The sequence below is a fragment of the Enterococcus sp. 125944 genome (genome assembly GCF_051909435.1).
GTDB classification, from domain to species: Bacteria; Bacillota; Bacilli; order Lactobacillales; family Enterococcaceae; genus Enterococcus_D; species Enterococcus_D gallinarum.
Window position 1 is genome coordinate 77858 of the sequence record NZ_JBQASY010000014.1, and the last position, 25267, is coordinate 103124.

The window sequence follows — 25267 nt, forward strand, 5'->3', positions numbered from 1 at the left end:
GAAAGGTATTGGTAAAAATTTTCTATTTTTGGACTATTTTAGTAAGCTCTTCCACGCGTATTGTATCCGTTTACAACTCCAGTGTATAGTAAAAATGTAATTAAAAGGAAAGAGGGAGAAAAATGAAAAAATTGCTTGCATCACTTGTGACTGCCGCTACTGTATTGACATTGACAGCTTGTGGCAGCAACAACGAAAGTACTGGTGACACTGGAGGTTCTTCTGATAAGGTTACAGTTTGGGCTTGGGATGAGACTTTCAATATCAAAGCTGTCAATGAAGCGAAAAAGGTTTACGAAAACAAGGATGTTGATGTGGAAGTAGTGACCATGTCACAGGATGACATCGTTCAAAAGTTGAACACTAGTCTAGCATCAGGCAATACGGATGGCTTGCCAAATATCGTTTTGATCGAAGACTATCGTATTCAAGGCTATTTATCTTCCTATCCGGATGCTTTCAGCGACTTAACTGATATTGTCAATGAAGATGACTTTTCCAGCTACAAATTCGCCGTCAACAAAATCGATGATGTGATCTACGGTGTACCTTTTGATAGTGGGGTAGCAGGGCTGTTTTATCGTACAGATTATTTAGCAGATGCAGGATATGAAGCTGCTGATCTCCAAGATATTACCTGGGATGACTTTATTCAAATTGCCAAAGATGTCAAGGAGAAAACGGGACATGCCATGATGTCTCTGGATCCAAGCGATTTGGGATTGGCACGGATCATCATGCAGTCAGCTGGTGAATGGTATACCGGTGAAGACGGCACCACAGTAACGATTAAAGACAACGAATCATTCAAAGCCGGCTTGAATGTATTGGCGACACTACTGAATGAAGGATTAGTTGAACAAGTCTCTGATTGGGATGGCGGCGTCAATGCAGTCCAATCCGGAAATGTTGCTGCAGCACCAACAGGCGCTTGGTATTCTAGTACGATTCAAGGGGCTGAAGATCAAAGCGGCAAATGGGCGATTGCATCGATTCCGGCACTAGCTGGTGGCAATTCAGTGAACGCATCAAGTATTGGCGGAGCAGGATGGTATGTCATTAAAGGCGTAGCTGGTGAAGAGAATGCGAAAGACTTTTTAGCGAAAACGTTTGCTTCAAATAAAGAATTGATGGGAACATTGGCAACTGAAATTGGGCTGGTTTCAACGATGAATGCTGCCGAAGAGACAAAAGAATATACTTCAGGACTTGATTTTTATGGAGGACAAAAAGTTTTCCAAGACTTCTCTCAATGGTCACAAGAGATCCCGGCCGTCAACTACGGCAATCATACTTATGCGATCGAATCTGTATTGACAGAAAGCTTGCAGCGAGTAATCAATGGGGAAGATATCGATAAAGTACTAGAAGATGCACAAACACAAGTAGAAGCACAAATCGCAAACTAAGCAAATCATTTAGCTATGGTTTCATAATCAACAAATCAGATACGAACGATAGCTGCTGGTACCAATAATTTCCCATTAGAGGAGATTGTTAAGCAGCAATCGTTCGTATAGTCATTAGATTGGTGCCATAGTGTCGTTTGAAGGAGGAATCACCATGAAAAATAAATCGAAAAATTGGTTTGCGAATGGAAACGCGTTTATTTCTTTGCCTGTGATCTTGATTACACTATTAGTATTTGTTCCTATGATTTCAGCTCTTTTTACGTCTTTCCAGTCGGGACCGCCGACAACGATGTCATTCAACGGTTTGGGAAACTATCAGCGGATGCTGAGTGACTCAACCTTTAAGAAAGCTTTTGGTAATACATTTTTATACTTATTGATCCAAGTACCGATCATGCTGTTTTTGGCTTTGATCGTCTCGAACATACTAAATGACAAAAAATTAAAATTCAAAGGTCTTTTCCGAACGGCCTTGTTTTTACCTTGTATCACTTCATTGGTCTCTTACTCGTTGATCATGAAAAGTTTATTCTCAGCGAATGGGTTAGTCAATAATTTTTTAATGCAAATTCATCTGATTGAGGTGCCGATTCAATGGCTAACGGATCCTTTCTGGGCAAAAGTCTTGATTATTTTTGCCATTACTTGGCGCTGGACAGGCTATAATATGATTTTCTTTATTTCTGGTATGCAAAACATTGATCCTAGCATCTATGAAGCTGCTGAAATTGATGGTGCGACTAAATGGGATCAACTTTTCAAGATAACTATTCCTAATTTGCGGCCAATCATTTTATTCACGACAATTACTTCAACGATCGGAACATTGCAATTATTTGACGAAGTACAAAATATTACAGGTGGGGGACCTGCCAATGCAACCACCACGCTCTCGCAGTACATTTATAATTTAAGTTATAAATTCACCCCGAACTTTGGCTATGCGGCGGCAGTATCCTTTGTGATCGTGATCGCTATTGTGGTCTTATCCGTCATCCAAACAAAATTAGGAGGGAAAGAAAATTGAAAACACTCTCTTTAAGCTTAAAGTATCTTTTCTTAGGTCTTTTGGCCTTTATTTCCGTCTTTCCATTTGTCTGGATGGTATTGGGAATGACCAATCAAACCTTTGACATTGTGGCAGGAAAAATCATGATCGGTGATCAGTTGGTGATCAATTTCCAAAATTTATTTGCTTCTGAACTGAACTTTACTCGTGCTTTGGGCAACTCTGCAGTGATTGCGGTCATTACGACCGTCTTCGCGTTGCTGTTTTCTTCCATGGCGGGCTATGGGTTTGAGATCTATCGAACCAAAACAAAAGATCGCATTTTCAATATTTTACTCTTATCGATGATGGTTCCTTTTGCGGCTTTGATGATTCCGTTATACCGCATGTTTAGTCAGCTTAGCGGAACCCCAATCGGAATCAATACTTTTGCAGTGGTCATTTTACCTTCTGTTTGTACAGCGTTCCTGATTTTCTTTTTCCGCCAAAATATCAAAGCTTTCCCTAAAGAATTAGTAGAAGCAGCCCGCATTGATGGGCTAAATGAGTTAAGTATTTTCTTTCGAGTCTATATGCCTACTGCTAAAAATACTTATGCAGCAGCAGCGATCATTACCTTTATGAATAGCTGGAACAACTACTTGTGGCCATTAGTTGCCTTGCAATCACCGGATAAACGGACAGTTCCGTTGGTTTTATCTGCGATGGGGGCTTCCTATACACCGGATTACGGCATGATGATGTGCGGGATCGTGATCGCCACTTTGCCAACAGCGATTATCTTTTTCGTATTACAAAAACAATTCGTACAAGGCATGTTAGGTTCTGTGAAGTAAAGAAAAGAGAAAACGAGGAAATGAAATGATCCATTTTGATAAAAAAAACCATATTTTTCATTTAAGCAACAACAAAATCAGTTATGTGATGCAGATCGAAGAAGGTGGAAATTTAGCGCATATCTACTTTGGAAAGAAAATTACCCATTATTCTGGCCATTATCGTTACCCGCGATTAGATCGTTCTTTTTCGCCGAATCCAGCAGGCAGCAAGGATCGCTTATTCTCGCTGGATACGCTGATGATGGAATTTCCTGGGAATGGGTTCGGTGATTTTCGTGAAGCGGCATATGATATCCAACTGCCAAATGGCAGTCATGTTGCGCATTTTATCTATCAAAGCCATGAAATCAGTCAAGGCAAACCAGCACTTGCGGGGTTGCCTCAAACTCACGGTGCTCCGCAAGAAATCGAAACGTTGCAAATCATATTGCGAGATGAAGTTGCCGCGCTTGAATTGGTTTTGAACTATAGTATTTTTACTGATACATCAGCAATTATTCGTTCAAGTGCCTTAAAAAATGACGGTCTTGAACCAATCGTTATCCATCAACTAGCCAGTCAATCACTGGATTTTCCCAACCGACCGCTTGATTTGATCCAATTGAATGGTGCATGGGCGAAAGAACGGCAAATCAGTCGAGAACCAGTTCAGACAGGTATCAAGAAATTGGACAGCAAGCGAGGTTCCAGCAGCCATCAACAGAATCCTTTTGTTATTTTGGCAGATCCCGCTACAACAGAATTCTCGGGAGAATGTTATGGCGTTAGTTTACTGTATAGCGGCAATCACGAAACGATTATCGAAAAAGATCCTTATGATCAAACGCGGCTCATCATGGGCATCAATAGTTATCGATTTGCCTGGACAGTACCACCTCAGGAAAGCTTCCAATCACCAGAAGTGGTTACAGTTTATAGTAATCAAGGGCTCAACCAAATGTCACAAACCTATCATCGCTTTTATAATAGTCATCTTATTCGTGGACAGTATCAGCTGACTGAACGTCCGACGTTGATCAATAACTGGGAAGCCACTTATTTTGATTTCGATGAAGAAAAACTGGAGCAGATCGTCGATGAAGCGAAGGCATTGGGAATTGAATTGTTTGTTTTGGATGACGGTTGGTTTGGTGCACGAGAAAATGATTTGACTTCTCTGGGTGACTGGTATGAGAATGAAGGAAAGTTAGCTTCTGGTCTGCGAGGGTTTGCGGAAAAAGTCCATCAGAAGGGTTTGAAATTCGGTCTCTGGTTAGAGCCGGAAATGATCTCAGAAGTGAGCGAGTTGTATCGTCAGCACCCCGAGTGGGCCTTAAAAGTACCTGGACGTTCTCCCGCATTAAGTCGCAGTCAGTTTGTACTGGACTTTTCTAGAGAAGATGTTCGGAAACATATTTTTGATCAGTTAGCCCTTCTATTTAACGAAGTACCCATTGATTATATTAAGTGGGACATGAATCGCAACATGACGGATGTCTATTCATTGTTGTTAGATCCTACCCAGCAAGGGGAGGTGTTCCATCGCTATATTTTAGGTCTGTATGACTTTTTAGAACGATTGACAGCTGCTCATCCCACTATTTTGTTTGAAGGATGTTCTGGCGGGGGCGGTCGTTTTGATGCAGGTTTCTTGTATTACATGCCGCAGATATGGACGAGTGATAATACCGATGCGGTAGCCCGTTTGAAAATCCAATATGGAACCAGCCTGTCATACCCGGCTTCTAGCATGGGTTCGCATGTTTCAGCAGTGCCTAACCACCAAACACAGCGGATCACTGACTTAGCGATCCGCGGAAACGTTGCAATGTCTGGTGTCTTGGGCTATGAGCTGGATTTGACGACAGTGACCGATGAAGAAAAAGCAGCCATCAAAGAGCAAGTTGCCTTTTATAAAAAACATCGACAACTCTTCCAATATGGCACGTTTATTCGCTTGTTGAGTCCTTTTGCAGGAAATGATACTGCGTGGATGTACGTTTCTGAAGATAAACAAGAAGCGATTGTTTTCTATTTCCGTGTATTAGCCGAAGCATCTGCACCGCTAATCACTCTCAAATTGGCGGGATTAGCGGCAGATACAGTGTATCAAATGGGGGGATATAAAATCGGCGGCGATGAATTGATGCAGATCGGTTTCTATATTGATCCTGCTTTATCCGGCGACTATGCAACACAAATGGTTCATCTAACAGCGATCAACAATGACTAAGGTTCTTTTCAGTAATCACTATCAAATGAAATCAAACGAATTGAGCTGTAACAGAAGCAAAAGCAGACGAAATGATCCAAACTGGACTTGAGAAAGAATTCTTCTCTCTGTGACTAGGGACGAGGATCGGATTGTAGAGAGGATTCGATGTGTCTTCGGATCGTTTGTTTGTTGAAGTGCTTATGTTGCAGTTTTTTCTAGTAGAGTTGTTTTTTCTGCTAAATCTTTTACGTATAAATGGCGATTGTTTTATTTTTTTGTTGATTTAGCTTATGATGAAGGCGGTCAATAAAAGTCAAGCAGTGACGGAGGGAAAACAACGACAGAGCACTTAAAAGAACACGCAGAGGAACAGTTGCTTGCTGATGGGTATCGCAAATATCATGGCTCAGCATTCGATGTTTATTCTCACAAAGACATTTGTATTCACAGTGGGAAGTGTGTTTGAGGTAATCCAACTGTTTTTGAGGTAGGACGTCGACCGTGGGTCATTCCCGATAATGCTCAAAAAGAACAAGTTGCTCAAGTGAACCAATCTTGTCCAAGCGGCGCATTAAAATTTATTCAAAGGGGATAAAACTAATGGAAATCAAGGAAGAAAAAAATCGTTTTGCCTTATTAGACGGCGAGAAAGAGATCGGCGAAATGACTTGGTCGAATGCAGGAACAAAACGAATGATCATTGATCATACATTTGTCGATCCAGCCTATCGTGGTCAAGGACTGGCAGAAAAGTTAGTGGCAAAAGGGGTAGAAAAAGCGCGCGCAGAAAAGAAAACAATCATTCCACTCTGTCCATTTGCAAAAAAAGAGTTTGAACGTAAACCGGAATATAGCGATGTTTGGAGTAAATAACAATTCTCAATTTTAAAAAAAGAAGTGGTTCTTTTAGGGAACCACTTCTTTTAGCGTTAATCTATCAACATGTGACTGTTAATGTTGAAATTGAGCATGGTAGAGACGGTAATAATACCCTTTTTCCGCTAACAATTCTTCATGAGTACCTTGTTCGACGATTTGTCCGGCATCCATAACCAAAATTTTATCAGCCGCACGGATCGTTGATAAGCGGTGGGCAATGACGAAACTGGTTTTTCCTTCCATCATTTTCAAAAAGGCATCCTGAATTTTCTTTTCTGTCAGTGTATCGACTGAACTGGTGGCTTCATCGAGGATCAGCATCGGGGGATTACTGATCATAGTACGAGCAATGGTCAGTAATTGCCGCTGCCCATCGGAAATCTTGATGCCTTGTTGCCCAATCGGCGTATCCAATTTATCTGGTAACCGCATAACGTATTCATACATATATGCATTTTTTAAAGCATCGTATATTTCTTCATCGGTAGCCGTGTCATTGCCATATTGGAGATTCTCTCTTAAAGAAGCATCGAACAGCCACGTGTCTTGAAGGACCATACCAAAACTCTTTCGTAACGCTGTTCGCTGCAATTGACGAATATCGACGCCGTCTACTCGGATAGTTCCCTGATCAACATCGTAGAAACGCATCAGCAAATTGACTAGTGTCGATTTACCGGCACCAGTCTTTCCGACAATTGCCACCGTTTCACCTGGTTCAGCTGTAAAAGAAAAGTTTTCGATCAGTTTTTGTCCTGGATCATAAGCAAAAGCCACATTTTCAAAGTCGATTTTACCTTTGATTTCCTTCATCGTTTGTGTTGCTGTGTCATCCGCACTTTCTGGCACTTGATCCAATAACTGGAAGGTTCGTGCCAAACCAGCTAATGCAGTCTGAATCTGAGTGGTGATGCCTGACAGTTCAATAAATGGTTTTGAAAATTGGCTAGAATAGATCGTAAAGCTTGAAATCATCCCAACTGTTACCAGCCCCGAGCCTGAAAAGTACAATAAACCACCGACGAAGCCGACAGACAGATAGGAAAGATGGTCAACAAAACGGGAAAGCGGATTGGTCAACGAGGAAGAAAACTGTGCTTTTCGGCCACGAAGGTTTAATTCGTCATTGATCATTTCAAACTGTTCTTGGTTGATTGCTTCTCGTTCAAATGCTTTGACAATTTTTTGATTGCCGATCATTTCGGTAACGAATCCAGAAATTTCACCGACGATCTCTTGTTGACGCGCAAAATCTGCTTGTGATGTTCGTGCCACGATCCAATTGACTAAAAAGATGATCGGTGTTGAAACAAGAACGACGAGAGTCAGTGGCACACTCATCTTAACCATGACTACCAAGGCAATCAGCACGACAGAGATACCGGAGAATAATTGGTTGAAGACAGCAGCAACCGCAATTGAGATATTATCCATGTCATTGGTAAAACGACTGACGATATTCCCGTGAGACGTTTGATCGTAATAACGCAAGGGTAGTGTATTTAAATGAGCAAAACCTTCTTTGCGCAGATCAGCGACAGACAGATAGGCCACTCGATTCCCTAATCGTTGGATCAGCCATTGACTGACAACAGTAACGATCACTACACCGCCAAACAACGCGAGAATGCGATAAAGTTCTTCGAAATGAACCTTGCTAGGACCAATCATTTTATCGACAGCCTGACCTATTTCATAAGTCATAAAAACCGTTGAGATGCCAGCAGCGATCCCTAAAACGACAGCAGTCCAAGTTTCTTTGGCATACACAGCGAGATAGGGGAGGTAGCGGCGGAAGGCAGACCAATCAAATGATTTCTTTTTCATTTTTCTTCCTCCTCTTGAGATGCCACAATTTCTTGATAAGCTTTTGAAGTGATCATCAACTCGTCATGGGTGCCTTTGGCGACCAGATTTCCCTGATCTAACACTAAGATCTGCTGTGCGTCTTGAATCGAACGAACACGCTGAGAAATGATGATGATCGTTCCGCGAATTTTTTCTTTTAAAGCCATCCGCAGATCCAGATCTGTTTGGTAATCTAGCGCACTTAATGAATCATCCAAAATCAATATATCAGGTTTAGCAATAATTGCTCGAGCAATCGTTAAGCGTTGTTTTTGCCCACCAGAAAAGTTCTTGCCTCCTTCAAAAATCGGCGTATCCAACTTTTGCGGTAGTGCTTCGACGAAGTCGCGACTTTGGGCGATCTCTAATGCTTGCCAGCATTCCTCGTCTGTCGCATCTTTTTTTCCCCATTGTAAGTTTTCACGAATCGTACCAGTGAACAGAACAGCCGTTTGAGGAACCATGGCAATTTTTTGTCTTAATTGTTTCAGCGGCCACTTGCGTACATCCTGTCCATCAACGATCACTTTACCAGCAGCTGTGTCATAAAAACGCGGGATCAGTTGCGTTAATGTCGATTTCCCACTGCCAGTTGGACCAGTGATGCCCAAGGTTGTGCCAGGAGCAATCTCAAAATCGATATTTTTTAATGCTAAGCCATAGTTAGGTGAAAAGCGAAAGTCCACATGTTCGAAACGAAGGGCACCTGCCTGTTTTTGTTGATCCATAAAAACCTCAGATAAACTATCATCAATCGACGGTTCTGTATCAAGAACTTCATTGATCCGTGAAGCCGAAGCAGCAGCGCGAGTAAAAATGATGACGAGATTCGATACAACGATCAGTGCCAACAGCATTTGGTTCATATAATTGACCAACGCCAGTACTTCCCCCTGTTCCAAGTTTCCGATGTTCACTTTGAAACCGCCAAAGTAAAAGAGTGCAATAATTCCTAAGTTCATAATCATGGTTGTAGCCGGGGTCAATAATGCAGAAAGATTGGTCACACGAATATAGACATTGGTCAAATCATCTGTGGCTTGGTCAAAACGTTTGGTCTCAGTTTTTGATCGAGCAAAAGCACGAATCACGCGAATACCGCTCAAATTTTGGCTGACTAGTTCATTTAGTTCGTCCAAGCGGATCTGGACTTTCTTATATAATGGCACTGTCTTGCTAATGATCCAAAATAAAATGATACAAAAAAGTGGCAGCACACATAAGAAAATCAAGCCCGCTTGCCAATCGATGACAAACGCCATGATCACTGAACCAATACTCAAAAAAGGTGCTCTGACGACTAAACGGATCAACATAGCCAATGCAACTTGCATTTGGTTGATATCATTGGTCATTCGAGTGATCAACGTATCTGTTCCAAATAGATTCAATTCATTGTGGGACAACAAATTGATTTTTTTCATTAATGTATTGCGTAATTCCGTGCCAAAACCTTGAGAAGCAGTGGCTGCATAGTATTGACAAATGACCGCACAGATCATCCCGATGACGGACATCGCAATCATCCAGAGGGTCATTTCAACTACTTTCGACCAATTGTTTTGGCGAATTCCCTGGTCCACGAGTGCAGCCATTTGGAGTGGCAAAACCAGTTCAAACACAGCTTCTAAAAACTTAAAAAAAGGACCTAAGACGATCTGTTTACGATAGTCTTTGGCATAGCGTAATAATCCAATCATAAAAACCTCCTGTAAAAATAAAATAGTCAATGAAAGAAAAAATGCATCAGGAGAGGAATTCTCCACTGTGAATTTACGAATAAAAAATCTTTCGTTTCTAGCATATCTTACCATAGTTCCAAACTGAGGGGGAGCAATCAAGAAAGAAAAGAAAGTTTCATTTTTATTTCAGAAACAAACAATTAGTTTTCAATTTTTTTGATAATTATACGATAAATACTGCGTATGATACTTTACTTGGCTATGATCTTTTTAGATTTTTTCAAGGAAAAATCATAGGAAAATTTTTTCGAACAAATTTGCATTAGCATAAAAATTCACAGCAAAAATATAAAATATCTTAAAAAAATAGGCGCTGAAAACAAAATCTGGTACAATCGGGGAGAGTGAAGTAGGAAACATGAAGGAGGCACTATGGATAGAAAGTCGAAATTTAGCAAACAGCGGGCCCGCAAAGCTCGTAATAAGCGCCGAATCATAGGAGGCGTCGTACTTTTTGCGATTGCAGGAGTCTTTTTATTTGCAGGATATACGTATTATGCTGCAAAAAATTCTGTGGATAAAATGTTTAAAGAATCCGCTGTGATCAAATCCAATAAAGAAAAAGACAATTCATTGAAATCAGCAAATGTTGATTCTAAATTTGGGATCCTGTTAATGGGGGTCGACAATGATGCTGAACGAGAAAAGAAAGAGCATCTAGATACGACTCGAGCAGACAGTTTGATCTATATGGTCTATGATGGCGAAAATAAAAAGATCGACATGGTAAGTTTACCTCGAGATATTTGGACAAATATCTACGATGGTACCGGAAACGGGACGGTCGTCAACACGGCAAAAATCAATAGTGCATTTGCGATTGGTGAGGAAGATGCAACGATTGAAACGGTGCAAAACTATTTGAACTTGCCAATTGATTATTATGTCAATATCAATTTTACAAGTTTTGAGAAGATCATTGATGCAATCGGCGGTGTTACCGTAGATGTTCCTTATGACATTAATGAAAAGTATACTTCGGACAATTCTGGTAAAACACTGATTCCAAAGGGCCGACAGTCGTTGAATGGAGAGCAAGCATTGATTTTTGCTCGAATCCGTAAAATGGATACTGACGTGGACCGTGGCAATCGGCAGCAAGAAGTCATTGAAGCAGCCATTAGTCAAGCATTGAAAATCAATAATGTCACAAAATATCAGGAGATTCTTGACTCTGTCAGTGACAATGTCAATACCAACTTTAAGTTTGAAGACTTGGTTTCACTAGCTGGGAATATGCTTTCTGGTTTTACTATCGATAAACATACTTATGAATGGTATGATGGTGAATCTTATGATGGCCAGTCAATCGTTTATATTCAAGATTACTCCTATAATGAGATCCGTAATGATATGCTGAAAGCATTGGGTCAATTAGATGAGACGACATCAGAAAATCAAGGGACGACTACGGATACAAGTACAAACTATTAATGAAATGATGTTCTTTTATAATAGGAAATAACAAAAAAAAAAAGAAACGCTGCGGCGTTTCTTTTTTTTTGTTTCTAAAAGGGCCGTTTTTGGCGGTCGTATGCAATAAATTCATAGGTCTTTGAGAAGAGAGTGGTTTTTGACATGTAGTTAGAAAATGATTGATTTTCTTCAAAAAATAGACACTATTCAATTTTTCTAATGAAATTCTTAGAAAAAAATATCTGAATGATTATGAGCTAGAGGAGAAAAAAATGGGTAAAAAAAGAGGATAAAAGCGATTATTCATTACGGATGAATAATGCCAATTTCTTGGCATTTGAAATGATAACTGAGCCACAATGTAAGCGTTTTTAAATCGTTATCATATACATGTACCTGATAAATAATTGTTATTTCTCAGGAAGAAGAGTGATTGATTTCAGCTGAAAAAATCAATAAATAAAAGGAAAGAGGCGAGAGAGTATTTCATTTAGCTAGATTGGTTTTAATGCTTTTTGTGATTTTTTTTGCAAGTGGGATTTATGCAAGTTACTACACAATACTAAAGAAAGTTGGAGAACAATGGAAAAGAAAAGAGGAATCAGTAAAATCGGCTTGATTGCCTTAGTAGTCAGTTCATCCATTGGTAGTGGAATCTTCGGTATCACGAATGACTTAGCGATGTCCGCTGCTCCTGGACCTGCAATCATCGCCTGGATCATCGTCGGAATTGGCATTCTTGCATTAGTTTTATCATTGAATAATTTAGGCGCCAAACGACCAGATTTAGACGGCGGTATTTTTGGGTATGCAGAAGCGGCATTTGGGAAATTAGGAGGTTTTATCAGTGGCTGGGGCTATTGGCTCTCTGCCTGGCTGGGAAACGTCGCCTTTGCGACAATGCTCATGAGTGCAATTGGTGAATTTATACCCGCATTCAAGGGAGGACAAAACATTCCGTCAATCTTACTAGCAAGTGTTTTTATTTGGGTATTGACCTTTCTGGTGAATAACGGAATTGAGAGCGCTTCATTTATCAACACAATTGTTACGATCTGTAAATTAGTTCCTTTGTTTTTATTTATGGTTATCGCACTCGTTAGTTTTCATGTCGATATTTTCTCAGCAGATTTCTGGGGAAATGTCAGCAGCTCACTACAAAGTGGTGCTTCTGTCAGTCTCTGGTCACAGATCAAAGGTTGTCTAATGGTGATGATGTGGGTCTTTGTTGGGATTGAAGGGGCAAGTGTTTTAGCCAATCGTGCGGAAAAACGGTCAGATGCCCAAAAAGCATCAGTCATCGGTTTGCTTTCCTTGCTAGTCATCTATGTGCTAGCTTCCTTATTGCCATACGGCGTCATGTCGCAAGCTGAATTGATGGCGTTACCACAACCAGCAATGGCCAACATTTTGCGCTATATGGTTGGAGAGTGGGGTGCAGCCTTTATCAATATCGGTCTGATCATTTCCATCATTGGTTGCTGGCTGTCATGGACGATGTTACCAGTAGAAACAACCTTATTGATGTCCCGCGATGGGATGCTGCCAAAAAGTTGGGGCAAGGTCAATCGAAAACAAGCACCAAGTTATTCATTGTTTATCACTGCTGCATTGACGAACGTGTTCTTGTTAACGTTCCTTGTGACCGATTACGCGTATCAATTTGCTTATTCAATGTGTACCGCAGCGATTTTGATTTGTTACTTGCTCGTGGGGATCTATCAAATGATTTATTCCTATCAGCAAAAAGACAATAAACAATTGTTTATTGGTGCAGTCGCAACGGCCTTTCAGATCATTGGGATCACATTAGCAGGCTTTGCCTATGTTCTCTTATGCAGCATCGCCTATTTACCAGGATTCTATTTCTACTTACGGGCATGTAAAGAGAACAACTATCAAATCAGCAATAGGCAAAAAATGGTCATGGCTGTGGTCAGTTTAGCAGCAGTATTATCGATCGTAGCAATCGCTACTGGAATGATCTCAGTATAAGGGGGTTGATTATGGATATTGCTAATTTTGGTGTCGAGGAATGGTTGAATATCTGGGAGAAAAAAGCAACCTATGACATTGCCCAAAGTTCTATCGAAGCACTGACGCTAGAGGAAATCATGGCCTTCAGTGGCAAAACGAGTACAGATTTTTTGAAACGTGTCGCGCAGCAGCCTTTAGATTATGGCTGGATCGAAGGATCGGATCGGTTCAAAGAACTCGTCGCTTCATTATACCAACACATGACACCAGCGAATATTTTACAGACAAACGGAGCTACAGGAGCAAATTTCCTGGCACTATTCGCTTTGATCGAAAGCGGGGATCATGTTGTCTCCATGCGGCCAACGTATCAGCAACTCTATGATTTGCCAAAAGCATTTGGGGCAGAAGTAGACTTTGTTGAATTAAATCAAGCAAACTGGCAGCTTGATCTAGCAGTTTTGAAAGCCAAAGTGAAACCTGAAACAAAAATGATCTGCTTAAATAACGCGAATAACCCCACCGGTACGCTATTTGATCAAGAGCAATTACAGCAGATTGTCGCCATCGCTAAAGAAGCGGATGCCTACATTTTAGTAGACGAAGTCTATGCACCATTAACAGAAGAAGGCACATTTTGTTCCATCGTCGATTGCTATGAGAAGGGAATTGCCACCAACTCTTTGTCAAAAACCTACTCAACGCCAGGTATTCGTATCGGTTGGACTGCCGCTAGTGAAGAACTCACGGAACATTTTCGTAAATACCGAGATTATACGATGATTTGTGGCGGTGTTATCGCTGATGAAATAGCGATTCAAGTATTGGAAAACAAAGAGCAGATTATCGCACGAAACAAGAAAATCGTCGCAGAGAATCTTGCCATCGTCAAGCAGTGGGTAGACCAAGAACCGAAAGTGGAATTAATCGTTCCCCATTATGTTTCTACGGCATTTATCAAGTTGAAGATCCAACAAGAGGACTATCAATTCTGTGTGGATCTATTAGAAGAAACTGGGGTCTTGCTTGTTCCGGGAACAGCTTTTGGGGTACCAGGGCACGCCCGCTTAGGTTATTGCTGTAAGAAAGAGACGCTAGAAACTGGTTTGAGATTACTCTCAGACTATTTAAAAAAAGTTTCATAGAAAAAGGGAAACAAATTGTATAGGAATGAGGAGGATGAAAAAATGAATGAACCTATTCACGTTTTTTCAGAGATTGGACGATTAAAACAAGTGATGCTTCATCGTCCAGGAAAAGAATTGGAAAATTTAATGCCGGATTATTTGGAACAATTGCTGTTTGATGATATTCCTTTTTTACAGCAAGCGCAAAAAGAACATGATTTCTTTGCCGAAACATTGCGAAATAAAGGGGTTGATGTGCTTTATTTGGAAGATTTAGCAGCTGAATCTTTGACCTCTACAGGACTCAAGGAACAATTTGTTGCAGAGTACTTGCAGGAAGCAAACATCCAAAGTGAAAACACCCGCAAAGTGATTGAAGAATATTTACTATCGATCTCTGATAATCGTGAACTGATCGACCGAACGATGGCAGGATTGAGAAAAAATGAAATGAAGATCGCTGGCCATCAGAATCTGACCGATCTTGTAGACGATCAGTATCCGTTTCTGATCGATCCAATGCCGAACTTGTACTTTACCCGCGATCCATTTGCTACGATCGGAAATAGTGTTTCCTTGAACCGAATGTATTCAGAAACGAGACGAAGAGAAACATTGTACGGCAAGTATATCTTTAACTATCATCCAATTTTCAAAAAAGAAGCCGAGCATCTTTTATACAATCGGGATGAATCCACACGAATCGAAGGTGGCGATGAATTAGTCTTGTCATCAAAAGTGTTAGCTGTTGGGATTTCACAACGTACAGATGTCGCTTCAATTGAAAAATTGGCGAAAAAATTATTTGAGAAAGAACCGACTTTTGAACATGTGCTAGCTTTCAATATCGGTGAAGAGCGTAAATTCATGCATTTGGATACGGTCTTTACAATGGTGGATTATGACAAGTTCACTATCCATCCGGAAATCGAAGGCGAGTTAACGGTTTATTCCATCTCCAAACAAAATGACCAAATCAAAATCTATGAAGAAAAAGAAACATTGGAACGGATTCTTTGCCGCTATCTTGATTTAGATGCAGTGGAACTCATTCGTTGCGGAGGTGGAGATATCACAGCAGCTGCCAGAGAACAATGGAATGATGGTTCGAACACGTTGACGATTGCACCAGGAGAAGTAGTCGTCTATGACCGGAACTTGATCACGAATGAAAAACTAGTCGAAGCAGGGGTCAAACTTAATTACATCCCAGGAAGTGAACTCGTTCGCGGACGTGGCGGCCCTCGTTGTATGAGCATGCCATTTATCAGAGAAGATCTTTGAGCAACCTGAAATTTACAAAAATAAAGACTAACGGTATCATAGGAGGAATGAATAATGGAACAAGTATTTCAAGGAAGAAGTTTATTAGCAGAAAAAGATTTTACGAAAGAAGAAATCGAGTATCTGATTGACTTTTCGATTCACTTAAAAGGACTCAAGAAAAAAAATATCCCGCACCGCTATTTAGAAGGAAAAAATATTGCCTTGCTCTTTGAAAAAACATCGACTCGGACACGGGCGGCCTTTACGACAGCTGCTATCGATCTAGGTGCTCACCCAGAATTCTTGGGCGCCAATGACATTCAGCTAGGTAAAAAAGAATCTGTAGAAGACACCGCTAAAGTGTTAGGCAGTATGTTTGACGGAATCGAATTCCGCGGCTTCAGCCAGCAAGTCGTCGAAGATTTAGCGAAGTATTCTGGTGTTCCTGTATGGAACGGATTAACAGATGAATGGCATCCAACCCAAATGATCGCTGATTTCATGACGATCAAAGAGAACTTTGGCACGTTGAAAGACATCACGTTGGTGTATGTGGGAGATGGCCGTAACAATATGGCGAATAGCTTGTTAGTTACTGGTGCGATTCTTGGGGTCAATGTTCGAATCTGCGCACCTAAATCCTTATTCCCAGAAGACGACGTCGTTCGTTATGCCAATGAATTTGCCAAAGAATCTGGCAGCCAATTGATGATAACAGATGACACTGCTGAAGGTGTTCGTGGTGCGAATGTCCTTTATACGGACGTGTGGGTATCAATGGGTGAAGAAGACAAGTTCACCGAACGGGTCAATTTGCTAAAAGACTATCAAATCAATATGGATTTGATCAAAGCGACAGGTACACCAGACGACCGCTTGATTGTTTTACATTGCTTGCCTGCCTTCCATGATACGAATACTGTCTACGGAAAGAAAATCGAAGAAGAATTCGGGATCAAAGAAATGGAGATCACTGATGAAGTCTTCCGCAGCAAATATGGTCGTCAATTTGAAGAGGCTGAAAATCGGATGCATTCGATCAAAGCAATCATGGCCGCTACTTTAGGAAATCTATTTATTCCAAGAGTGTGAGAGGACGAGGGATACCATGACGAATAAAAGAACAGTAGTCATCGCATTAGGTGGAAATGCGATCTTGACCGATGATCCTAGCGCAAGAGGGCAGCAACAGGCGCTTAGACAAACAGCCAAACATTTAGTATCTTTGATCAAACAAGAGATCCAAGTAGTGATCACCCATGGAAATGGACCGCAAGTTGGGAATCTCTTATTACAGCAACAAGCAGCAAACTCTCCCAAAAATCCTGCGATGCCATTAGATACCTGTGTCGCTATGACTCAGGGAAGTATCGGTTATTGGTTGCAGAATGCATTAGAAGAAGAATTAGCAGCAGAAGGCTTACCAACAAAGGTAGCAACGCTGGTCACTCAAGTAGTAGTCAGTGAAAAGGATCCAGCATTTGCCGATCCGACAAAACCAGTAGGACCTTTCTTGACTGAAGAGCAAGCCCAGCAGATGATGACAGAAACCAATGCGATCTTTAAAGAAGATGCCGGTCGCGGTTGGCGCAAAGTCGTTGCCAGCCCGAAACCGATCACAATCCATGACCAAGCCAGCATTCGTGCATTGGTCGACAACGATTTTATTGTCATTTGTGCAGGTGGCGGAGGGATACCCGTTACTGAATCAGGACAAGGAGTCGAAGCCGTGATTGACAAAGATTTTGCTTCAGAGAAACTGGCAGAGGTCTTGGAGGCAGAAGAGTTGATTATTTTGACAGGTGTCTCTAAAATTGCCTTAAACTATGGAAAAGACAATGAGCAATGGTTAGACCAAGTCAATTTGACAGAACTGGAACAATACATCCAGGAAGGTCACTTTGCGCCAGGAAGTATGTTGCCAAAAGTTCAAGCAGCGATGGATTTTGTGCAGGTTAGCAAAAACAATGTTGCGATCATTACCTCGTTAGAAGACCTAGCTGATTTTGATCACGAAACAGGGACTCGTATCATTTCTGATTAACTGGCAAACAAAGTATTGGAGTGATGGATATTAGTGGAAACATGCGAGAATACGTAAAAGACAATTTTGATTGTCTAAAAGTGCTGACGCAAGAAAACAGGGAACGATTGGAAGAAAATATGTATTACCGAACCTTTCCTAAAGGGCAGATTCTATTCAACGATGGAGATTTGCGTGATCGTATTTTTGTTCTGTGTAGCGGACTGATTCGTATCGAAAAAAATGATCAAACCGATTCTTTCTTTTATACGGATTTCATCAGTGAAGGTGAACTGTTTCCGGTAAATGGCCTTTTTGAAGCAGCGTGTTATGACTTTTCTGCCATTGCGGTGACAGAGATCGAAGTCGCGTATGTGGCAACTGCTGTTTTGGAACAATTGATGGTAGCGGATCGAGAATTATTGAAAATGATCGTTAAGAAACAAGGTCGAGTACTGGAACAGCAAGTGACCAGAATGCAATACTGTATTACTTCCAGTGCCCATGATCGTGTCATCAATACACTAGCGATCCTTATGAAAAAGCATGGAAAGCTAGATGAGTCTTGGTATATTCCTTATCCGATCATGATCAACGATCTTGCGAAATTCAGCGGTACGACGAGAGAAACGGTTAGTCAAGTGCTGAAACAATTGATCAAACAGAAAAAAATTTCCTACCAATATAAAGAATTGATATTTATCGATGATGCGTTTTTCCAATTAGATGAATAATAAAAGCACTGTGACGACAATCATTAAAGGGTGGGATCGATTTTCCAAACAACTACTGTGGCAAGCAGCTGATTTACGGATGATCGATCTCGCTTACTTTTAAATGACTCGAGTGTCCATCAGTGATAATTTTTTGAATGCGGATACATGACGTATCCGCAGATAATGGATAGAGTAGAAGCAGGTGATCATTTTGAAGAAAAACCAGCGACAAGCGATTATCAAGCGTTTGATCCTCAACCAAGAAGTAGAGACACAAGAAGAATTGATGCGCTTATTGAACGAACAAGGCGTGTGTTCCACACAAGCGACCATTTCAAGAGATATGCGGGAGTTGAATATCGCAAAAACTTATACGAAAGAAGGCAAAACGAAGTATACGATGATTGCTACGGCGGAAGCAGATGTGACCGAAAAGCTGAAGCTATCGATGAATGAATACTTGAAATCAATTGAACAAGTGGAGTTCATCACAGTGATCCATACTGTCAGCAATGGGGCAGATGTTATTGCGAATTATCTAGATGAAATGGATCTTGAAGGGATTGTTGCCACGATGGCTGGCTTTGATGTATTATTGATTCTCTCGCCATCTAAAGAGCAAGCCACACAGTTGATTCATCATTTAGAAAAATATATCGACTAGCGGCGACGATGCCCATCACCAATGCTTTACCACCATTGCCTCTCGGCACGAACAAGCATGGAACAAATGAATACAGAATCAACCAGAGACAAAAAAGCAACGCGATTCACTCGGAACGACAAGCCAGAGAATGACAGTTACTGTCGCAATCCTCTCACTTGTAGCCAGCTTTCGAAGGAGAATGCAATGCTCACTTGTCTCTTTTTTTTGTATTAAAAAAGTTAACTTCTATTTCTGGGCCTCGTCAGCGCTAAGCGCAATTGTTTTCCTCCTCTATTGGAAGGTGCTATTCTTAAATAAGCAGAAGGAAACACTTGATAAAAGTGGACAGAACGGAGACATAGAAAATGAAAGAGGCCGATCAAGAAAAACGACAGGCACGAGGGATTGTCTTAGTCACGCATATTATTGCAGCAGTGGTCAAAATCATTGGATTTCTTTTCAGCGGCAGTGCGGTGTTGATGAATGAAAGTATTCATAGTGTCATTGATTGTCTCAATCAGGGATTACTAGCAATCGGCGAAAAACGAGCACGGCGCGGCCGAAGTGAACTTTACCAATTTGGTGAGGGGCGCGCGACTTATTTTTTTAGTACGGTTGTGGCAATGACGGTCTTTTTCGGTGGCGGCCTGTTGGCAATCATGGAGGCAAGTCAGGATCTTTTGGATCCTACCCACGAAGTGGAGAACATCCAACTAGTTGCAGCCATTCTTTTTGCTGGTTTTTTTATTGAAAGTTCAGCAGTCCAAAGTGGATGGCAAGAAATCAAAGAGCAAAACACGGATAAACAGCCGTTGATCGCTTTTTTGAAAGAAAGCCGAGAGAGCGAGATCCTTTTAGGCTTTACAGAAGACTTGTTTGCATTGATCAGTGTGAGCATTGCATTGGTGGGTATTTTATTGACAGCAATCACCAACAACCCCATCTTTGATTCTTTAGGGGGCGTCATTGGTGGGGTCCTTCTAGTGATCGTAGCTGGTTTTTTAGGGAAAGAATTTTATAGTTTATTGATCGGAGAGAGTGCTTCGAAAAGTGATCTGAAAAAAATTCGTCAAGTATTATCATCTAGGGAAATAGCTGAAGTGATTGACCTGCGTACTCTGCATTTAGGTCCAGATGAATTACTGATCGTTGCTGAATTGACGATTTCTCCTAAAGCAACTTCGAGTGACTATGAGGTGATCGATCAATTGGAACAAGAAATTCGCACGGTATTAGCTCCGAAAAAAACATATATTTACTTAGAGACAGAAAGACAGCAGCAAGAACAGGTAAAAAAACCGATTCCATGAGGGGAAGAAGACCTCAAAGGAATTGGTTTTTTTACTAAGCAGTGGTTAGTTTTCCTCTAGATGATAAATATTTGGGGTTAAATGATCTTCTGCTACTCTCAAACCCGTTCGTAGTATTTCAAATGAATACTTGCGGCAGGCTGATTTCTTCAAGAGGATCACTTCTTTTTCTGGGTTGACTTGGATTGAATTGTGTTGACTTAAAACGAATAAATTCAGGTGGAAAAGCGCGAGCGAAAGAAATTTCTTATTAAAAAAAGTTGTTATTTTTTATTTATTTCACAAGGAAAGGGATTGCTCTATCAGATTTATTTGTGAAAAGAAATCGGAAATCTTGATTCTCTTTATTTTAAATTCAAATTTACATAAATTTTGTTCTTTATCTTAATGATATTGATATTTTTCAAGCAAAATAATTTACCTGTCTTTTAATCCATGATAACTTAAAGATGGAAAGATAGTTTTTTTCACAAAGTAAACATCCTTATCTGCAGACAACCTTTTACGAAGTACCCAGATCTCCCTTTCTAAAACCAATGATTTTCAATTGCTGTGTTCCAATCAACTCGTAAAAAACTTGTGGAGGCGTTTTCCCATCTGTATTCGCATTCGATCAAGATTACAGACACCCTCACAACATACGAAAGAAGCAATCCTTGCTTGATTTTTCCGTTTTGTCAATCATACGCCCTGACTCCAAGCACAAGTGACACAACTTTACTTGAAGCCATAATTTGTCATGGACAAAATCTCACTATAAAAACAGAGCTATAGACATAGAAGATACTTATACAAGGAGGAGAATAGATGGAAAATTTTTATCAACGAACACCGACAGAAACACTTGAATACTTTCATTCAGATCAGACGAAAGGGCTTAGTAAGCAAGGCGCAAAAGAGGCGCTAGATACATATGGTGAAAATACGATTCAGCAACAAGAATCGACCTCCCCTTGGAAATTGTTATGGCACAATTTAAATAATCTGATCGTTTATTTATTACTAGCCGCCGCATTGCTCTCTTTTGCGATGGGAGAAACGATAGAAGGAATTGCTGTGTTGATTGCGGTGGTAATTGCCGTGATGACTGGTTTTGTGACAGAGTTGCGTGCACAGAAGTCAATTGATTCCCTTCAGGAAATGATTTACACTACCGCAAAAGTGATTCGTGATGGGCAAGTGATGGAAGTCGAATCTGCTGCGATCGTTCCAGGGGATATTCTCGTTTTGGCAGAAGGTGATGCGATCGCTGCCGATGCACGTTTGCTGGAAAGCCGCAATTTAGCCTGTATTGAGTCCGCATTGACGGGCGAGTCCGAAGCTGTAGAAAAAAATGCGGCAGAACAATATGATGAAGACGTCCCTTTAGGTGATCGCCGCAATGTTGTTTTTGCAGGAACAGCAGTGACAAGAGGAAATGGCTATGCCGTCGTTACAGCCACCGGGATGAAAACGGAAGTCGGAAAAATCAGCGATATGCTGACTGGAAACAAAAGCGCGAAAACACCTTTGGATATCGAGCTGGATAAATTAGGGAAAGCAATCATTATTGCGGCACTCTTTGCCGCCGTGACGGTCCTAATTGCAGGTCTTCTAACGGATCAGCCTTTGGTAGAAATGCTGCATATCTCGATCATCCTTGCAGTAGCAGCCATTCCAGAAGCAATGCCCGCTGTCTCAACCATTACTCTTTCTCGCGGCATGCGGATCATGGCTGAACACAAAGCATTAGTCAAAACCCTCTCAGCGGTTGAGACTTTGGGCGCTACGAGTATCATTGCCAGTGATAAAACCGGGACATTGACAGAAAATCAGATGACGATCGCTGAGATCATTCTAAGTAATGGAGAGCAATACACTGTGACCGGTAATGGGTACGAACCGACGGGGAGCTTCCATAAAGAAGGACAAGAAATCTCAGTCAATGAAGAGCCAGCACTTCAAGCGATGATTGAAAACGGTGCACTATGTACGTCCGCTTCTTTGAAAGAAACGGATGGCCAGTTTGAGGTCCTAGGAGATCCAACCGATGGAGCGTTTGTTGTATTAGGAAAAAAAGAAGGCATCGATCGTCAAACACTGATGGATCAAGGCATTGAAAAAATCGCTGAGCTTCCTTTTGATTCAGAAAACAAATTTATGATCACCGTCTATGAAAAAGAACAGCGAACGTTGATCATGAAAGGTGCACCAGATGTTTTGATCGAGAAAGCTGCCGTCGATCCGTCTGTGAAAGAGCAGTTGAACGACATCAATCATACACTAGCTTCCAATGGGCAACGAGTGATTGCGGTGGCACAAATCAGTAACTATCAGGGTGGTTTGTCGGAGTCTGAGCTGACAGAATCATTGGATAATTTAGAGATCCAAGGTTTTGTTGGCATCATTGATCCCCCACGAACAGATGTTAAAGAAGCTGTCAAAATCGCTCAAGAAGCGGGGATTCGTGTCAAAATGATCACAGGTGATCACCCGCAAACTGCCTCCATGATCGCACAAGAAATTGGTTTGATCGATTTTGATAAGACGATGACGGGAAAAGAGATCGACGCCTTGGCAGGTAAAGAAGCGTTTAATGAACGGATCGAAGAAGTGGCTGTATTTGCTCGGGTTTCGCCGGAAAATAAACTTCAACTAGTCAAAGCACTGCGGGAAGAAGGAGAGATCGTGTCGATGACCGGTGATGGCGTGAATGACGCTCCTGCTCTTAATGGTGCCGATATTGGGATCGCGATGGGCATTCGCGGCACGGAAGTAGCTAAGGAATCTTCTGATATGATCTTGACTGATGATCGCTTTGGGACGATCGTCAACGCAATCAAAGAAGGAAGAATCATCTTTGACAATATCAAAAAATACGTTTCTTTCCTTTTTTCTTGTAATATGGTCGAAATCGTGACAATCTTTCTAAGTGTCATTTTTCTTCTTCCCATGCCGATTCAACCGCTGCATATTTTGTTCTTGAATCTAGTGATCGATATCGCTCCTGCGATGGCGTTGGCCTTTGAACCTGCAGAAGAGGACCTGATGAAACGTCAGCCTCGTTCCAAAGAAGACAGTTTGGTCAATAAACGATTCTTAGGTCGAATTATTTTAAGCGGGATAGTGATCGGATTGACGGCATTTGGTTTTTTTAGTTTTTTGATACAAACAAATCATGAATTAGCTTATGCCCAGACCGCTACGTTTACCTTTATGGCAATCGCACAACTGATGCATATTTTTAATGTTCGCAAGCAAAGCGGATTTGGATTAGACAAGTCTTTCTTTAAGAATAAACCGTTGATCGGCGCACTGATCCTTTCGATGGGATTGCAGTTGTCAGCTGTTTATCTCCCTTTCATGAATGAATTATTAGGGACTTCACCATTGCAAGCTGGCACATGGGGAATCATTTTCTTAGCGGCTAGTCTTTCCACACTGGTTGTAATGGGATTAAAAAAAGCCTTTCAGTTGAAGTGAAAAAAACAGCAAGAAAACCAACGATGATGTTGGTTTTTTTGTTTGCTTTTTGTCTATCGCAGGAAATTATTTACAAAAGCAAGAAAAAAAGTTATTATTGACGAGTCAACGATTGATGAGTCAATTATTAGAGAGGAGTATTCCATGCAGCTAAGAGAAATCAGCCGCCTGCTTTATCAGTTGAAAATTGCCAATCAAGAATTGACGGCAACTTTTGAAAAAAGCACCGGATTCAGTCTGACCCGATATGAATTAATGATGTTCATCAAAGAAAATGGACGTTGTTCGCAATCTGACTTACAGACTGAATTGAAGATCGATAGTGCAGCAGTTACAAGACATCTAAAAATTTTAGAACAAAAGAATTATGTAGTGCGGGAAAGGAACAAAGACAACAATCGTGAAGTCTTTGTGGAAATAACACCTAAAGCCAAACAAGAGCTGTCTGCTTGCGAGAAACACCAAGAGAAGGAAGCATTCGCCCTATCGCTGACCGAAGAAGAAGCAGCTGCGTTTTTGCAGTTGTTGAATAAATTAATGAAATGAAAGAGGCTACTAATATGTCAACCAATAGAGTAAACAACGATTTTTCAGATATCACTTTTGGAAGAAAATCCGTCCGTGTCTATGATGAGACGGTCAAAATCTCTCATGAGGAAATGTTAACGATGATTCAAGAAGCAACGACTGCCCCCTCATCTGTTAACATGCAACCATGGCGTTTCGTTGTCGTTGAAAGTGCTGAGCAAAAAGCAAAACTAAAACCACTGATCCGCTTCAACACACGCCAAAACGACACATCGGCAGCCATGATCTTGATTTTTGGTGATTTAGCTTGTTATGAATACGGGGAAGAAATTTACAATCAAGCAGTTGAAGCAGGAAAAATGCCGGCAGAAGTCAGAGACCAACAATTGGCAACGATAATTCCTTACTACAAGAGCTTCACGAAAGATCAAATGACCTCCATCGTAAAAGTTGACGCCAGCTTAGCGGCAATGCAGCTGATGTTAGTCGCGCGTGCCCATGGCTACGAAACAAATCCAATTGGTGGCTTTGAAGCAGACCAATTAGCAGAGGCTTTTGATGTCGATTCAGAACGCTACGTTCCAGTTATGATTCTATCAATTGGTAAAGCTGAAGAATTAGGCTATGAATCCATTCGTTTGGATGCAGAAAAAATCACGACATTTAAATAAATCTACTCTTACTTTCTATGTGGTCTTCCGTTTGTCTTTGTGTTCGCTAGAAGCATGAAGGACGGAAGATTGCTTGGTTTACTTTATAATAACGCCGATTGTAAAATTAAGCTAGACAACTAAAAAAGTCATTTGTGCTACACTCAAAATAGTTCCGACCAAAGAATTATAAGGAGTGAGTACAAATGACCTATACCCATCT

Annotated in this window: 19 protein-coding genes and 1 pseudogene; 18 read left to right on the forward strand and 2 right to left on the reverse strand. The window is 41.0% G+C overall.

Features of this window, described 5'->3' with window-relative positions; translation table 11 throughout:
- The first annotated feature begins 122 nt into the window (after window positions 1-122).
- From ACTFWY_RS12395 to ACTFWY_RS12420, 6 genes and pseudogenes are all read left to right on the forward strand, one after another.
- A complete protein-coding gene (locus ACTFWY_RS12395) occupies window positions 123-1409 on the forward strand; it encodes an ABC transporter substrate-binding protein (RefSeq protein WP_423118786.1) in 1287 nt (428 codons plus the stop codon).
- A gap of 154 nt (window positions 1410-1563) precedes the next feature.
- The gene (locus ACTFWY_RS12400; protein WP_021150076.1) at window positions 1564-2439 is read left to right on the forward strand and encodes a carbohydrate ABC transporter permease; all 876 of its coding nucleotides are present in this window, start codon (window positions 1564-1566) and stop codon (window positions 2437-2439) included.
- The gene (locus ACTFWY_RS12405) at window positions 2436-3257 is read left to right on the forward strand and encodes a carbohydrate ABC transporter permease (RefSeq protein WP_138372152.1); all 822 of its coding nucleotides are present in this window, start codon (window positions 2436-2438) and stop codon (window positions 3255-3257) included. The genes ACTFWY_RS12400 and ACTFWY_RS12405 overlap by 4 nt, the downstream gene beginning before the upstream one ends.
- Before the next feature lie 25 nt (window positions 3258-3282).
- Window positions 3283-5472, forward strand: a complete 2190-nt coding sequence (locus ACTFWY_RS12410; protein ID WP_439926984.1) for an alpha-galactosidase — start codon at window positions 3283-3285, stop codon at window positions 5470-5472.
- Between the two features lie 355 nt (window positions 5473-5827).
- A pseudogene (locus ACTFWY_RS12415) lies at window positions 5828-6049 on the forward strand ((4Fe-4S)-binding protein).
- A gap of 5 nt (window positions 6050-6054) precedes the next feature.
- A complete protein-coding gene (locus ACTFWY_RS12420; protein WP_003126008.1) occupies window positions 6055-6327 on the forward strand; it encodes a GNAT family N-acetyltransferase in 273 nt (90 codons plus the stop codon).
- Window positions 6328-6405: 78 nt separating this feature from the next.
- Here the strand turns inward: ACTFWY_RS12420 and ACTFWY_RS12425 are convergent, their stop codons facing one another.
- A complete protein-coding gene (locus ACTFWY_RS12425) occupies window positions 6406-8160 on the reverse strand; it encodes an ABC transporter ATP-binding protein (protein WP_103299508.1) in 1755 nt (584 codons plus the stop codon).
- A complete protein-coding gene (locus ACTFWY_RS12430) occupies window positions 8157-9881 on the reverse strand; it encodes an ABC transporter ATP-binding protein (protein ID WP_195957034.1) in 1725 nt (574 codons plus the stop codon). Before ACTFWY_RS12430 ends, ACTFWY_RS12425 begins: the two co-directional genes overlap by 4 nt.
- A 414-nt stretch (window positions 9882-10295) precedes the next feature.
- On the opposite strand from ACTFWY_RS12430, the gene ACTFWY_RS12435 reads away from it, so the two are divergent.
- From ACTFWY_RS12435 to ACTFWY_RS12490, 12 genes are all read left to right on the forward strand, one after another.
- Window positions 10296-11357, forward strand: a complete 1062-nt coding sequence (locus tag ACTFWY_RS12435; protein WP_081131461.1) for an LCP family protein — start codon at window positions 10296-10298, stop codon at window positions 11355-11357.
- 564 nt (window positions 11358-11921) lie between these two features.
- Window positions 11922-13334, forward strand: coding sequence for an arginine-ornithine antiporter (gene arcD, locus ACTFWY_RS12440; RefSeq protein ID WP_003126013.1), 1413 nt, complete (start codon window positions 11922-11924; stop codon window positions 13332-13334).
- A gap of 11 nt (window positions 13335-13345) precedes the next feature.
- A complete protein-coding gene (locus tag ACTFWY_RS12445) occupies window positions 13346-14461 on the forward strand; it encodes an aminotransferase (RefSeq protein WP_021150069.1) in 1116 nt (371 codons plus the stop codon).
- A 42-nt stretch (window positions 14462-14503) separates the two neighbouring features.
- A complete protein-coding gene (arcA, locus tag ACTFWY_RS12450) occupies window positions 14504-15727 on the forward strand; it encodes an arginine deiminase (protein WP_029486596.1) in 1224 nt (407 codons plus the stop codon).
- 51 nt (window positions 15728-15778) lie between these two features.
- Entirely contained in the window at window positions 15779-16801 is a 1023-nt protein-coding gene (gene argF, locus ACTFWY_RS12455; RefSeq protein WP_171917423.1) for an ornithine carbamoyltransferase, read from the forward strand.
- 16 nt (window positions 16802-16817) lie between these two features.
- Window positions 16818-17753 carry a carbamate kinase gene (arcC, locus tag ACTFWY_RS12460; RefSeq protein WP_003126017.1) on the forward strand — a complete coding sequence of 312 codons (936 nt, stop codon included), beginning with the start codon at window positions 16818-16820 and terminating at the stop codon, window positions 17751-17753.
- 23 nt (window positions 17754-17776) lie between these two features.
- Complete coding sequence (locus tag ACTFWY_RS12465; RefSeq protein ID WP_156232261.1) at window positions 17777-18466, forward strand: Crp/Fnr family transcriptional regulator; 690 nt, start codon at window positions 17777-17779, stop codon at window positions 18464-18466.
- A 184-nt stretch (window positions 18467-18650) separates the two neighbouring features.
- Window positions 18651-19112 carry an arginine repressor gene (locus ACTFWY_RS12470; protein WP_225585845.1) on the forward strand — a complete coding sequence of 154 codons (462 nt, stop codon included), beginning with the start codon at window positions 18651-18653 and terminating at the stop codon, window positions 19110-19112.
- 347 nt (window positions 19113-19459) lie between these two features.
- Complete coding sequence (locus tag ACTFWY_RS12475) at window positions 19460-20404, forward strand: cation diffusion facilitator family transporter (RefSeq protein WP_439926986.1); 945 nt, start codon at window positions 19460-19462, stop codon at window positions 20402-20404.
- An 807-nt stretch (window positions 20405-21211) separates the two neighbouring features.
- Window positions 21212-23866 (forward strand): cation-translocating P-type ATPase, encoded by a 2655-nt coding sequence (locus ACTFWY_RS12480; protein ID WP_208774924.1) that lies wholly within the window; start codon window positions 21212-21214, stop codon window positions 23864-23866.
- A gap of 144 nt (window positions 23867-24010) precedes the next feature.
- A complete protein-coding gene (locus ACTFWY_RS12485; protein WP_081131456.1) occupies window positions 24011-24412 on the forward strand; it encodes a MarR family winged helix-turn-helix transcriptional regulator in 402 nt (133 codons plus the stop codon).
- Between the two features lie 14 nt (window positions 24413-24426).
- Window positions 24427-25065 carry a nitroreductase family protein gene (locus ACTFWY_RS12490; RefSeq protein ID WP_257602233.1) on the forward strand — a complete coding sequence of 213 codons (639 nt, stop codon included), beginning with the start codon at window positions 24427-24429 and terminating at the stop codon, window positions 25063-25065.
- The last annotated feature ends 202 nt before the right edge of the window (window positions 25066-25267 follow it).

Excerpts from the sequence above, each read along its gene's own strand:
- ACTFWY_RS12445 (WP_021150069.1), top strand. The coding sequence starts at position 13,346 with ATGGATATTGCTAATTTTGGTGTCGAGGAATGGTTGAATATCTGGGAG.
- ACTFWY_RS12430 (WP_195957034.1), bottom strand. The coding sequence starts at position 9,881 with ATGATTGGATTATTACGCTATGCCAAAGACTATCGTAAACAGATCGTC.
- ACTFWY_RS12425 (WP_103299508.1), bottom strand. The coding sequence starts at position 8,160 with ATGAAAAAGAAATCATTTGATTGGTCTGCCTTCCGCCGCTACCTCCCC.
- arcA (WP_029486596.1), top strand. The coding sequence starts at position 14,504 with ATGAATGAACCTATTCACGTTTTTTCAGAGATTGGACGATTAAAACAA.
- ACTFWY_RS12485 (WP_081131456.1), top strand. The coding sequence starts at position 24,011 with ATGCAGCTAAGAGAAATCAGCCGCCTGCTTTATCAGTTGAAAATTGCC.
- ACTFWY_RS12395 (WP_423118786.1), top strand. The coding sequence starts at position 123 with ATGAAAAAATTGCTTGCATCACTTGTGACTGCCGCTACTGTATTGACA.
- ACTFWY_RS12420 (WP_003126008.1), top strand. The coding sequence starts at position 6,055 with ATGGAAATCAAGGAAGAAAAAAATCGTTTTGCCTTATTAGACGGCGAG.
- arcC (WP_003126017.1), top strand. The coding sequence starts at position 16,818 with ATGACGAATAAAAGAACAGTAGTCATCGCATTAGGTGGAAATGCGATC.
- ACTFWY_RS12465 (WP_156232261.1), top strand. The coding sequence starts at position 17,777 with ATGGATATTAGTGGAAACATGCGAGAATACGTAAAAGACAATTTTGAT.
- ACTFWY_RS12475 (WP_439926986.1), top strand. The coding sequence starts at position 19,460 with ATGAAAGAGGCCGATCAAGAAAAACGACAGGCACGAGGGATTGTCTTA.
- ACTFWY_RS12480 (WP_208774924.1), top strand. The coding sequence starts at position 21,212 with ATGGAAAATTTTTATCAACGAACACCGACAGAAACACTTGAATACTTT.
- arcD (WP_003126013.1), top strand. The coding sequence starts at position 11,922 with ATGGAAAAGAAAAGAGGAATCAGTAAAATCGGCTTGATTGCCTTAGTA.
- ACTFWY_RS12400 (WP_021150076.1), top strand. The coding sequence starts at position 1,564 with ATGAAAAATAAATCGAAAAATTGGTTTGCGAATGGAAACGCGTTTATT.
- ACTFWY_RS12410 (WP_439926984.1), top strand. The coding sequence starts at position 3,283 with ATGATCCATTTTGATAAAAAAAACCATATTTTTCATTTAAGCAACAAC.
- ACTFWY_RS12490 (WP_257602233.1), top strand. The coding sequence starts at position 24,427 with ATGTCAACCAATAGAGTAAACAACGATTTTTCAGATATCACTTTTGGA.
- ACTFWY_RS12435 (WP_081131461.1), top strand. The coding sequence starts at position 10,296 with ATGGATAGAAAGTCGAAATTTAGCAAACAGCGGGCCCGCAAAGCTCGT.